The 11765-nt window shown below is 32.1% G+C and carries 15 protein-coding genes; all 15 read left to right on the top strand.

What is annotated here, in order from left to right:
- The first annotated feature begins 34 nt into the window (after positions 1-34).
- On the top strand, positions 35-295 hold the full coding sequence (locus tag VJ881_02305; protein ID HKL74873.1) for a hypothetical protein: 261 nt from the start codon (positions 35-37) through the stop codon (positions 293-295).
- Between the two features lie 109 nt (positions 296-404).
- Positions 405-797 (top strand): nucleotidyltransferase domain-containing protein, encoded by a 393-nt coding sequence (locus VJ881_02300; protein ID HKL74872.1) that lies wholly within the window; start codon positions 405-407, stop codon positions 795-797.
- 29 nt (positions 798-826) lie between these two features.
- A complete protein-coding gene (locus tag VJ881_02295; GenBank protein HKL74871.1) occupies positions 827-1192 on the top strand; it encodes a hypothetical protein in 366 nt (121 codons plus the stop codon).
- A gap of 28 nt (positions 1193-1220) precedes the next feature.
- A complete protein-coding gene (locus VJ881_02290) occupies positions 1221-1637 on the top strand; it encodes a nucleotidyltransferase domain-containing protein (GenBank protein ID HKL74870.1) in 417 nt (138 codons plus the stop codon).
- 293 nt (positions 1638-1930) lie between these two features.
- Positions 1931-2185: a TM1266 family iron-only hydrogenase system putative regulator gene (locus tag VJ881_02285; GenBank protein HKL74869.1), complete on the top strand. Its 255-nt coding sequence runs from the start codon at positions 1931-1933 to the stop codon at positions 2183-2185.
- 2 nt (positions 2186-2187) lie between these two features.
- Positions 2188-3252 (top strand): [FeFe] hydrogenase H-cluster radical SAM maturase HydE, encoded by a 1065-nt coding sequence (gene hydE / locus VJ881_02280; GenBank protein ID HKL74868.1) that lies wholly within the window; start codon positions 2188-2190, stop codon positions 3250-3252.
- A complete protein-coding gene (hydG, locus tag VJ881_02275; GenBank protein ID HKL74867.1) occupies positions 3245-4645 on the top strand; it encodes a [FeFe] hydrogenase H-cluster radical SAM maturase HydG in 1401 nt (466 codons plus the stop codon). The genes hydE and hydG overlap by 8 nt, the downstream gene beginning before the upstream one ends.
- Positions 4638-4973: a hypothetical protein gene (locus tag VJ881_02270; GenBank protein ID HKL74866.1), complete on the top strand. Its 336-nt coding sequence runs from the start codon at positions 4638-4640 to the stop codon at positions 4971-4973. The genes hydG and VJ881_02270 overlap by 8 nt, the downstream gene beginning before the upstream one ends.
- Positions 4960-6168, top strand: a complete 1209-nt coding sequence (gene hydF, locus VJ881_02265) for a [FeFe] hydrogenase H-cluster maturation GTPase HydF (GenBank protein HKL74865.1) — start codon at positions 4960-4962, stop codon at positions 6166-6168. The genes VJ881_02270 and hydF overlap by 14 nt, the downstream gene beginning before the upstream one ends.
- Positions 6169-6300: 132 nt before the next feature.
- Positions 6301-7806, top strand: coding sequence for an NAD(P)/FAD-dependent oxidoreductase (locus VJ881_02260; protein HKL74864.1), 1506 nt, complete (start codon positions 6301-6303; stop codon positions 7804-7806).
- A complete protein-coding gene (locus VJ881_02255) occupies positions 7796-9082 on the top strand; it encodes an FAD-dependent oxidoreductase (GenBank protein ID HKL74863.1) in 1287 nt (428 codons plus the stop codon). The genes VJ881_02260 and VJ881_02255 overlap by 11 nt, the downstream gene beginning before the upstream one ends.
- The gene (locus tag VJ881_02250; protein ID HKL74862.1) at positions 9072-9449 is read left to right on the top strand and encodes a DUF1667 domain-containing protein; all 378 of its coding nucleotides are present in this window, start codon (positions 9072-9074) and stop codon (positions 9447-9449) included. The genes VJ881_02255 and VJ881_02250 overlap by 11 nt, the downstream gene beginning before the upstream one ends.
- A gap of 25 nt (positions 9450-9474) precedes the next feature.
- Positions 9475-10059 carry a glycerol-3-phosphate responsive antiterminator gene (locus VJ881_02245; protein HKL74861.1) on the top strand — a complete coding sequence of 195 codons (585 nt, stop codon included), beginning with the start codon at positions 9475-9477 and terminating at the stop codon, positions 10057-10059.
- Between the two features lie 119 nt (positions 10060-10178).
- Entirely contained in the window at positions 10179-10406 is a 228-nt protein-coding gene (locus tag VJ881_02240; protein ID HKL74860.1) for a FeoA family protein, read from the top strand.
- Positions 10407-11765, top strand: a 1359-nt coding sequence (locus VJ881_02235; protein ID HKL74859.1) for a ferrous iron transporter B, incomplete at its 3' end; no start/stop codon positions are given.

The raw sequence follows: 11765 nt of genomic DNA, 5'->3' as shown, positions 1-11765 counted from the left end.
TTTTATATAAAAGGAAGGGGAGAAGTCTTGTGGAGTGAATGACCCAGAAAATATTTATGGACTAGGAGAAGAAATGATGATTAGAGAAATGAAAGAAGAGTTAAATTATGAAAGTGAAGAAACAGAGGAGATTGATGAAGTTGAAAAAGCAGATAAAGTAGCCGAAAAGAAAAATGACTTTACCTGTGTCTTCTGTGGAAATAAGACAGGAGTTTTATATCACAAAGGAAAATATATATGCAGTAAATGTCTTAATGGTTTAAGAGAAGAAAACTGCATTAAATATGGATGTTAATTTTTACTTAAAAAGAGACAGTTATTAACTGTCTCTTTCTTTTTGGGGAAAATTGTTAAATTATGATATAATAATTATATAGATAGATTGACTAAAGGTGGTGAAGAGAATGACTGAAAAAGAAATTGATATAACTAATTATATAAAAAAACATTTAAAAGATATAGAAATAGAAGAAAGAAAAACTGATAAATTGTATAAAAAATTAAATATAAAAGTTCGCTTAACTGCTAAAAAAATAGGCAAAAAATATGGTTTAAATAAAATATATCTTTTTGGTTCATTAATCAATAGAGATAGTTTTCATTTAAAATCAGATATTGATTTAGGAGTTAAAGGTATTGATTCAAAAGATTATTTAAAATTATGGGGAGAGTTTGAACAAAAACTAAAACATTCTTTTGACCTTGTAAATATGGAGAGATGTAATGAAAGTTTAAAAAAACATATTGAAAATGAAGGAGAGATTATTTATGATAGCCAAAAAGAAGAAAGCCAATAAAATGAAAAAAATCTGAAAAAGATGCTAATATATATGCAATAGCTTTATCATTACAACATTACTATACTTCTTTAGAAACTTCTTTTAAAAGAATAGCTAAAGAATTAGATGGTGACTTGCCTACTGGAGAAAAATGGCATTTAGATCTTTTGGAACAGATGGCAATAGCTATTAAAGATGTTCGACCTGCTTTATTAAATGATAAAGAAAGAAAAAAATTAGATAAGTTACGAAGATTTAGACATGTGGTAAGACATGGGTATGAATATGAGTTAGATTGGGATCAGATTAAACCATTGGTAAAAGAGATGAATAAAGTTAACTCTTCTTTAAAAGATAGTTTTAGTAATTTTGAGGAATTTTTGTATAAATTATCTGATGAAATAGCTGAATAGTAAGTACTAATATTAGGTGGTGAAGAAGGTGAGTATTAAAGATATAAAAGAGTATTTATATAATAGAGATGAGGTTGTATTTGCTTATCTCTATGGTTCTATGGCCCAGGGTAAAGAAAATAAATTAAGTGATATAGATATTGCAGTATATATTGATGAAAGTAAAAAGCCAGATAGCGGCACTTTTGGATATCGTAGTGAATTAATCACAGAAGTACAGTCATTAGTAAAAAGAGAAGTCGATTTAGTAATTTTAAGTGAAGTTTCTCTTCTTCTGGCAGTTAATATTTTAAAAAACGGAAAATTATTATTTACTAAATCAGAAAAATTGCGAATTAAATTTCATAAAAATATAATGAGAAAATATTTAGATTTTATACCAATTTTTAATCTTCAAGAAAATTATTTAAAAAAAGATTTGGAAGAAGGACGTTATGGGAGGTAAATCACTTGACTTTTAGTAAATAGTTGTATATTATATTAATAATAAAGATTGTTTATTATTTCACAATATATTCAGCTTTTTCGAGGAAATCCTTGGATTAGCTGAATTAAAAAGAGAACCTGAAACCTGACCAACTGGTATTAACCAACAGGAAAGGGATTAGGAAAAGAGTTTTCCAGAAAGCCTGGGCGAACGAACTATGTTTAGGTTTACTATATCTGGAGACTACTTTACCTGACTTCCCTTACTGTGGAAGTCTTTTTTTAATTTAAAAAAATTTAGAGGTGATAATTATGAAAAATAAAATAGCGGTTATTGGAGCCATTTTAGAAGAACCGAAAAAAGCTCAATTTGAATTTAATAAAATTGTGGCCGAATATAAAGAAATTGTGAGAGGAAGATTGGGTTTACCTCTTGTAGAAAAAGGTGTTTCAGCTATTTCTTTAACAGTAGTTGGTTCAATGGATGAGATTAATAGTCTGACCGGTAAATTAGGTAATATAGATGGAGTCTCAGTTAAAACTTCTATATCTAAAAAGGAATTTTAAAGATGGAAAATATTATTAGAAAACTTTATGAAAAAAATAACATAGAATATAAAGAATTGCTATATTTGCTCAAAAACTTAGATGAATATTATAAAAATCGCCTTTTCTATTATGCTAAAAGAACTACTTTAGAAACTTATGGGAATAATGTTTTTCTCAGAGGTTTACTGGAATTTTCTAATTACTGTGAAAATAACTGTCTTTATTGTGGACTTAGGATGGATAATGAAAATATTGAAAGATATAGGCTTAATAGAGCTGAAATTATTAATTCATTTGTCAAGGCGAATCAGATGGGATATAAGACACTTGTTTTACAGAGTGGAGAAGATGAGTATTTTACAGATCAGAGATTAATTAAGCTGATAAAAAAGATTAAAGATGAGTTTCAAGATATTGCTCTTACCCTTTCTTTAGGAGAAAGAAGTTATGAAAGTTATAAAAAATTATATAAAGCCGGAGCAGATCGTTATCTTTTGCGTCATGAAACAGCTAATAAAGAGAGATATAATAATCTTCATCCCGGACAGAATTTTTTTAAAAGAGAAAAATGTCTTAATAATCTAAAAGAAATTGGATATCAAACTGGAGCCGGTTTTATTATAGGTCTGCCAGGACAGACTTTAGAAGATATTGCTCATAATCTTTTATTTTTAAAAAAGCATGAACTGGATATGGTAGGTTTGGGACCATTGATTACTCATCCAGACACACCACTGGCTGGAAAAGAAAATGGAAGTGTAGAGTTAACTCTAATCTCTTATGCCTTAGTCCGCTTACTTTTACCGGAAACATTAATTCCAGCTACTACAGCTTTAAACACTTTGGATAAAAGAGGTTGGGAAAAAAGTCTTAAAGCAGGAGCTAATGTGATTATGCCCAATCTTTCATCAGCGGCTAATCGTGGTAAATATGAGATCTATCAAAATAAAGGTGATACTGATGTTTCGGAACTCAATAAAATAAAAGAGAGGGTAAAAAAAGTTGGTTTTGAAGTAAGTATGGCCCGGGGAGATAGCATAAAATGGCTTAAGAAAAATAATTTTAGGAGGTCAAATAATGACTAAAGATTTTATTAATGATAACTTAATTGAAAAACAGCTAAGAGAGGCTAAAAATCCTGACCATAAAGAAATAAGAGAGATTATGGCCAAAGCAAAGGCTAAAAACAGACTGGAGCCAGAAGAAACAGCAAAACTTTTACATGTAGAAGATAAAGAACTTTTAGAGGAAATTTATGAATTGGCAGGTCAGATTAAAGAAGATGTTTATGGGAAGCGAATTGTATTTTTTGCTCCTTTATATGTTGGAAATAAATGTGTAAATAACTGCCGTTATTGTGGTTTTAGAAGAGAAAATGAAGGTACAGAGAGAATGACTTTAAGTGAAGATGAATTAAGAGAAGAAGTGGAGATTTTAGAAAATAGAGGACATAAGAGATTGATTATGGTTTATGGTTCTCACCCTGATTATGATGCAGATTTTATGTGTGAAACGATAGAAACTGCCTATGATACTATTAATGGCCCGGGGGAGATTAGAAGAAGCAATGTTAATGCCAAGCCACTGGAAGTTAAGGAATATAAGAAGTTAAAAGAAGTAGGGATTGGAACCTATCAGATTTTCCAGGAAACTTATCATCATCAAACCTATCAAAAGATGCATCCTGAAGGTGATCCCAAAAGTGATTATCAGTGGAGATTATATGGACTGGATAGAGCTATGGAAGCAGGAATTGATGATCTGGGAATCGGAGCACTTTTTGGACTTCATGATGACTGGAAATTTGAAGTGATGGGTCTTCTTTATCATACTATTCACCTTGAAAATAAGTTTGGGATTGGACCTCATACTATTTCTTTTCCCAGAATGGAGCCGGCCTATAATACACCATTATATGATAAATTAAACTTAGTGTCAGATGAAGATCTAAAAAAGATTGTAGCAATTTTACGTCTTTCTGTACCCTATACTGGCCTTATTTTAACGGCCAGAGAGGATCCTGAAGTAAGAAAAGAGATTATACCTGCCGGGATAACTCAGATCGATGCCGGTTCAAGAATTGGAATTGGTGGATATCATGAATCGGAAAAAGAAATAGAGAAAAAAGAACAATTTCAGTTAGGTGATCTGCGTTCTTTAGATGAAGTAATAAAAGAAATTTCTGAAATGAATATAATTCCTTCTTTCTGTACAGCCGGTTATCGATGTGGAAGGACAGGTGAAAACTTTATGTCTTTAGCCAGACCGGGTAAAGTTCATAAATACTGTATGCCCAATGCTGCTTTAACTTTTAAAGAATATCTCCTTGATTATGCATCAGCAGAGACCAAAGAAGCTGGAGAAGAAGTCATAGATTATATTTTAGATGAAATAGAAAAGAAAGATTCGAAGAGAAGAAAGTTAGTTGAAGAAAAACTTAAAGAAGTTGAAAGGGGAAAAAGAGATATCTATGTCTAAAGAAAAGTTTGAAAAATTTCTGGATAGTGCTTTAGTAAAAGTTTTAAAAGCTGAGGGACTTAAAAATAGTCTGGAAAAAATAGCCCTGGTTTATAATGAGTTCTTTCCTGAGAGTAAGATCTGGTTTGCTGAAAAATTAGGTAAAAGAGTTTCCTATATCACTGGAGCCGGTCAGGAAAGTTTTTTAAAGGCCAGAGAGTTTGAATTAAAGGATAGGTATCTGCTTTATCTGGAAAATATAGAACTCTCAGAAAATGAAAGAGAAGCATTTATAAATTTAGTTAATCTAATAATTTATCTAAAGGGTGATAAAAATGAGTTTAAATAAAACACCTCAATCTGAAAGGACTAATATTGCAATTTATGGCAAAAGAAATGCAGGTAAGTCTTCACTTTTAAATGCAATCACTGCTCAGGAAACTTCTATAGTTTCTACGGTGAAGGGGACAACTGCTGATCCTGTAAAAAAGGCAATGGAGCTTATTCCAGTTGGCCCTGTCCTTTTTATAGATACAGCCGGTCTTGATGATAAAGGTGAACTGGGAGCAAAGAGAGCAAAAAGAAGTAAAAAAATGATGGAAAGAACTGATTTTGCTCTTTATGTCATGGCTGCAGATGATTTTGATTTAAATGCTTTAAAAGATGCTAAAAGGGATTTTAAGAGATTTAATATTTCCTATCTGGTTGTTGTTAATAAAATTGATGAAATTTCTGATAAAAAATTACAGAACTTAAAAGATGAATTTCCTGATTTTGTCTTTGTTTCAGCTGTAGAAAATGAGAATATACTTGGTTTAAAAGATAAATTAAAGAAAAGGATTGAAGATAAGGCAAAGGAAACTCCAATTTTAGGTGACCTTGTACCTTATAATGGAAAAGTAATTATGGTAGTTCCTATCGATTCAGAAGCACCTAAGGGAAGACTTATTTTACCTCAGGTTCAGTCTATTCGTGATTGTCTTGATCATGGTCTAAAAAGTCTGGTGGTAAGAGATACAGAACTTGAATCTGCTATAAAAGATTTTGAACCTGATTTAGTAGTTACTGATTCACAGGCTTTTAAAAGAGTTGGGGAAATGGTGCCTGCTGAAATAACTTTAACATCTTTTTCTCTGCTTTTTGCCCGCTATAAAGGGGATCTTGAAGAATTTATAAAAGGAATAGAAGTTTTAAAAAACTTAACTCCTGACCATAAAATTCTTATCTCTGAAACCTGTACTCATGATGTATCCTGTGAAGATATAGGGAGAGTGAAGATTCCCGGTCTTATTGAAAATGATTTAGGACAAAGGCCGGAAATTGAGGTAGTAGGGGGTATGGATTTTCCAGAGAATTTAAAAGAATATGATCTGGTGATTCACTGTGGAGCCTGTATGTTAAATCAAAAGGCAATGCAGACCAGGATAAATTTTTGTAAAGAACAGGGAGTACCAATCACCAATTATGGAATGACAATAGCCTATTATCACGGGATTTTAGAAAGAGCTATGGAGATTTTTAAATTTTCTTCTTTTATGGTATAATTATAGATAGAAAATAAAATAAATACAATGGTTGAGATAAAGAGAGCCATTTTATTGATAGGTACCTGCCTGAAGTGTGCCTAATTCAATAAAGTGGCTCTTTTCTATTTGGATATAAAGGAGTTGGTGAAAATGACTAAAAGAAAAGCAGATATAGTAGTAATTGGAGGAGGAGTTATTGGGACAGCCATTGCCAGAGAACTTAGCAGATATGAACTGGATATAATTCTTCTGGAAAAAGAAGCTGATCTGGCCTGTGGTACTTCCAAAGCAAATTCAGGGATTATTCATGCCGGTTATAATGCCTCTACTGATACAACCAAAGGTAAAATGAATGTCAGAGCTAATCCACAATTTGATAAAATCTGTGCTGATTTAAATGTTTCTTTTGAGAGAATCGGTTCACTTGTGGTTGGTTTTAATAAAAATGATTTAAAGAAACTTAAAAAAATAAAGGCTAATGGTGAGAAACAGGGAATAAAAGGTCTTGAAATAGTAGGACAAAACCGACTTTTAGAAATGGAAGAAAAGCTAAATCCTGAAGCTAAGTATGGACTTTTTGCTCCCACAGCCGGAATCATATCTCCCTATGAACTGGCAATTGCCTATGGAGATAATGCAGTAATTAATGGGGCAGAAGTTATGCTTAAAACAAAAGTGACTGATCTTATTATTGAAAATAGCAGATTAAAAGCTGTTAAGACTAATAAAGGGATTATAGAAACAGAATTAGTTATAAATGCTGGTGGTGTTTTTGCCGATAAAATAGCAAAAATGGGAAGAGATGAAATGAAAATCACACCTCGCAAAGGTGAATATCACCTTTTTGATAAAGAATACGGTTCATTAGTAAATCACGTACTTTTTCCGATACCAACTAAAAAATCAAAGGGGATTTTAGTTACACCTACTGTTCACGGTAATCTTTTAATTGGTCCTAATTCCTATCATATCGATGACAAAAATGATGTTAGTACAACTAAAGAAGGTATGAAAGAGATAATGAATGGTGCAAAAAAATTAATACCTGATTTACCTAAAGGTGGAGTAATAACTTCCTTTTCTGGTTTGAGAGCTGCTACTGAAAGAGAGGACTTTATTATTGGCTTTTCAGATATTACTGCCGGATTAATCCATACTGCCGGTATTCAATCACCTGGTCTTAGTTCAACTCCTGCTATAGCTGATAAGGTGGTGGAATTAGTAAAAGAATATGCTAAAGGAAATGAAAGTTTTGAGTTGAGTTATAAAAAAGAATTTAAGGAGAAAAATCCAGAATATCCTCATTATAATGACTATCAGCATAAAAAAGATAAATGGGAAGATTATATTAAAAAAGATGATGATTATGCAAAAGTTATCTGTCGCTGTGAAACTGTGACCAAAGGAGAAATAATTGATGCAATTAAAAGACCGGTTCCTGCTCAGACAGTAGATGCTATAAAAAGGAGAACAAGAGCTGGCTCAGGCCGCTGTCAGGCTGGATTTTGTGGACCAAGAGTTGTGGAAATTCTGGCAGAAGAACTTGATATTTCACCTCTGGAAGTTACTAAAAAAGGTGGAGATTCTAATATTTTAGCTGCCAGGGCAAAAGAATTAATTTTAGATAAGAAAGCAGGTGAAAGAGATGAAAGATAAATATCAATTAGCTGTAATTGGTGGAGGACCGGCGGGGATGGCTGCTGCTCTTAAAGCCAGAGAAAAGGGAATAGATGATATCATAGTATTGGAAAGAGACGAATATTTAGGTGGTATTTTACCTCAATGTATTCACAATGGTTTTGGCCTTGAGTATTTTTCTGAAGAATTAACTGGTCCGGAGTATGCTCAAAGGTTTATTAGTGATCTCAAAAATAGCGAGATAAAAGTTTTAGATGAAACGATGGTGATTGAGATAAATGCTAAAAAAGAAATTACTGCTTTAAGTAAGACTAAAGGTATGATGAAAATAAAAGCAGAGGCTATCTTTTTGGCGATGGGCTGTCGGGAGAGAACCAGAGAAAATATAAAAATACCGGGAGATAGATTGGCCGGGGTGTTAACAGCAGGGACAGCACAACGTTATACTAATATAGAAGGATTTGTTCCTGGAAAAGAGGTAGTAATTCTCGGATCCGGTGATATTGGTTTGATTATGGCCCGGAGGATGAAATTAGAAGGAGCTAAAGTTAAAGCTGTTTTAGAACTTTTACCTTATTCTAATGGTCTTATCCGTAATCAGGTGCAGTGTCTTGATGATTATGATATACCTTTAAAGTTAAATCATACTATTACCAGAATTGAAGGAAAAGATAGGGTAGAGAGGGTAAAAGTTGCTGAAGTAGATGATGATTTAGAAGTTATTTCCGGTTCAGAGGAATGGATTAGTTGTGATACTGTTCTTTTATCAGTAGGACTTATTCCGGAAAATGAGCTAACAAAAGGAATGGGTATTGAACTTAATCCAGTTACTGGAGGTCCGGAAGTTAATGAAATGAGAGAAACTGAAATAGAGGGAGTTTTTGCTGGAGGTAATGTTTTACATGTTCATGATTTAGTTGATTGGGTTAGTGAAGAGTCAGAAATTGCAGCTTCTGGAATAGTAGACTATCTAAAAAATGAAAGACAAAAAAGGGAAAATAGCCTGAAACTTAAAACAGGAGATAATTTTAACTATGTGATCCCTAATAAAATAGATTATAGAGATAAAAATAGGAATTATATAAAACTTTTCATGAGAGTCAAAGAACCAATGGAAAATGTAGAAATTCACTTCATTTATAAGGGAAAATCAATCTTAAAATATAATAAAGATTTTGTTCTTCCTGGAGAAATGCTTACTCTTAATTTACCGGAAAAAATTATTGATGAAAAGATGGAAGAAATAAAAATTACTCTAAAAAAGCAGGATAAGGAGGACCTTTATGAGAAATAATAAAGTAGAAGAAATTATCTGTGTAAGCTGTCCAAAGGGATGTCGGATAAAAGTAGAATCTAAAGATAATGAGCTAAAAAATATATCTGGTTATAGTTGTGAAGAAGGAAAAAGATATGCAAAAGAAGAGTTTAAAAATCCAACCCGTATTCTTCCGACAACTGTTAGAGTAAAAAAAGGAGAGTTTCCCTTAGTTTCTGTAAAAACTAAAAGAGGAATTCCTAAAGCTAAGTTACTCAAGGCAATGGAAGTTATTGCTGAAATAGAGGTAAAGGCTCCAGTTGAGATCGGTGATATTATTTTAGAAGATATTCTTAATACTGGAGTAGATCTGGTGGCAACCAGGAATGTAAGAGAAAGTGAATAATAATATTTAAAAAAGGTGATAAATCATGAAACATTTAAAAAATTATTTTACTAAAAATCCAGTTATAGCTGCCCTTCGAAATAATGAGGAATTTAGAAAGGCTCTCTGGTCTGATGCAATATTATTGTTTGTTCTCTCTGGTGATATCTCCAGTCTTTCTAAAATGATGGAAGAAGCCCGAAAATATGATAAATTAATTTTTCTCCATATAGATTTAATAAAAGGGATAGCTGCTGATAAAGCAGGTATTAAATTTTTAGCTGATAATAATCTCTGTGATGGAATAGTGAGTACTAAAAGTAATCTGATTAAAGAGGCGCAAAAATGGGATTTAATGGCTGTTCAGCGTTTATTTTTGCTTGATTCAGCTTCTCTTAATTCCGGTGAAAATATGATTAAAAATAATGAACCTGATGCTATTGAAATTCTGCCAGGGATTGCTGCCCCTTATTTTATAGACCATGTTTCAAATATAAATGATTGTCCGGTAATTGCCGGAGGGCTTATTAGAGAAAAAGAAGAAATTAATAAATTGATTGAAAAAGGAGTTATGGCAATTTCCAGTAGTGATCATCATCTATGGAATTACAAATTAGAAGATAAAAGTTGACTAAATGTCTAAAATATATTATACTTTATAAAGAATAAGAAAATTTTTTGGGTTATATTGAAAACCATTCTCATTTAAATAATCAATATATATTTATTTTATAAAGGAGTTGAGGGAAAATGACTTTACTTGAATTAGAAAAGGGGAAGAAAGCAAGAGTTGTAGGCTGTGAAGGTGGCCGTGGGCTTTCAAATAAATTAAATGCAATGGGGATTAGACCTGGTAAAGAAATAAAAAAAGTGAGTGAGACTTTTATCGGTGGTCCCATAACTATTAAAATTGATAATACCAATATTGCGATTGGTCATGGTATGGCCGGAAAAATTAAGTTAGAGGTGATTGATTAAATGAAAGTCCTGTTAATGGGTAATCCTAATGTAGGAAAAAGTGTTATTTTTTCTAAGTTAACAGGTACCAGTGTTACTGCCTCTAATTATCCTGGAACAACTGTAGAATATACTGAAGGACAGATGAGATATGAAGGTGAAGATGTAGAAATCATCGATGTTCCAGGTACTTATACTCTTGATCCTACCAATCAGGCTGAAGAAGTAGCTGTTGATATGATTGAAAAAGGGGATTTAATCATTAATGTAGTTGATGCTACTAATTTAGAGAGACATTTAAATCTTACTCTTCAGCTTTTGGAAAGAGATATACCTGTGATTGTTGCTTTAAATTTATGGGATGAGACAAAACATAAAGGGATTGATATTAATTTAGAAAAATTAAGAAAAGAGTTGGGAGTTCCTGTTATCCCGACAGTTGCTATAAAGAGTAAGGGGATTAAAGAATTAATAGATAATTTTCATTATAGAGAAATCACTGATGTTGATTATGGTACCTCAGAAAAGAGATGGGCTGAAATAGGTAAAATTATTGATGAGGTCCAGAGAATTGAACCCAGACATCATACATTTTTAGAATTATTGGAAGAATATACAATAAAACCACTAACCGGTATACCTTTTATGTTTCTGGTGCTTTATTTAACATTTAAGGTGATTAGATTCATTGGAGAGGGTTTGATCGGTTATGTAACTGAGCCCTTTTTTATAAATTTTTATCGACCATTATTAGTGAAATTAAGTGAATTTTTAGGTTCAGGTGGAATAATTCACGATATTTTAGTTGGACAGTTAGTTGAAGGTTCTATTAATTTAGAACAATCTTTTGGACTTTTATCAACAGCTGTTTATATTCCTTTTGCTGCTGTTTTACCCTATATCATTTCTTTTTATTTGGTATTAGGGATCTTAGAAGATTCAGGATATCTGCCTCGTCTGGCAGTTTTAGTCGATAATATTATGCATAAAGTTGGTTTACATGGGTTTTCAATTATTCCTATGATTTTAGGTTTGGGATGTAATGTACCGGCTGCTTTATCAGTTCGCAGTTTAGAGAGTAGAAGGGAAAAGTTTATAGCAAGTACCTTGATGGCGATTTCGATTCCCTGTATGGCCCAGATTGCAATGATTTTTGGTCTTTTAGGACCTTTTGGTGGAAAATATGTAATTTATGTTTTTGCTATGCTTGTATTTGTCTGGATTATTGTTGGTCTTATATTAAATAAATTACTTCCAGGTTATAGTAATGACTTATTACTTGAGGTTCCTTCATTTAGATTACCTGATCCATTAACTATTTTAAAAAAGTTATGGATGAGAATAGTTAGTTTTCTAAAAGAAGCTATACCTTTTATGTTA

It is taken from the genome of Halanaerobiales bacterium, assembly GCA_035270125.1.
Classification (GTDB): domain Bacteria; phylum Bacillota; class Halanaerobiia; order Halanaerobiales; family DATFIM01; genus DATFIM01.
The sequence above is the reverse complement of the archived record's forward strand: the minus strand, read 5'-3'. Positions and strand labels throughout refer to the sequence as shown.

What these genes read in the sequence shown, in the direction of transcription:
- VJ881_02300 (HKL74872.1), top strand. Translation starts at nt 405, where the DNA reads ATGACTGAAAAAGAAATTGATATAACTAATTATATAAAAAAACATTTA.
- VJ881_02285 (HKL74869.1), top strand. Translation starts at nt 1,931, where the DNA reads ATGAAAAATAAAATAGCGGTTATTGGAGCCATTTTAGAAGAACCGAAA.
- hydE (HKL74868.1), top strand. Translation starts at nt 2,188, where the DNA reads ATGGAAAATATTATTAGAAAACTTTATGAAAAAAATAACATAGAATAT.
- hydG (HKL74867.1), top strand. Translation starts at nt 3,245, where the DNA reads ATGACTAAAGATTTTATTAATGATAACTTAATTGAAAAACAGCTAAGA.
- VJ881_02270 (HKL74866.1), top strand. Translation starts at nt 4,638, where the DNA reads ATGTCTAAAGAAAAGTTTGAAAAATTTCTGGATAGTGCTTTAGTAAAA.
- hydF (HKL74865.1), top strand. Translation starts at nt 4,960, where the DNA reads ATGAGTTTAAATAAAACACCTCAATCTGAAAGGACTAATATTGCAATT.
- VJ881_02260 (HKL74864.1), top strand. Translation starts at nt 6,301, where the DNA reads ATGACTAAAAGAAAAGCAGATATAGTAGTAATTGGAGGAGGAGTTATT.
- VJ881_02255 (HKL74863.1), top strand. Translation starts at nt 7,796, where the DNA reads ATGAAAGATAAATATCAATTAGCTGTAATTGGTGGAGGACCGGCGGGG.
- VJ881_02250 (HKL74862.1), top strand. Translation starts at nt 9,072, where the DNA reads ATGAGAAATAATAAAGTAGAAGAAATTATCTGTGTAAGCTGTCCAAAG.
- VJ881_02245 (HKL74861.1), top strand. Translation starts at nt 9,475, where the DNA reads ATGAAACATTTAAAAAATTATTTTACTAAAAATCCAGTTATAGCTGCC.
- VJ881_02240 (HKL74860.1), top strand. Translation starts at nt 10,179, where the DNA reads ATGACTTTACTTGAATTAGAAAAGGGGAAGAAAGCAAGAGTTGTAGGC.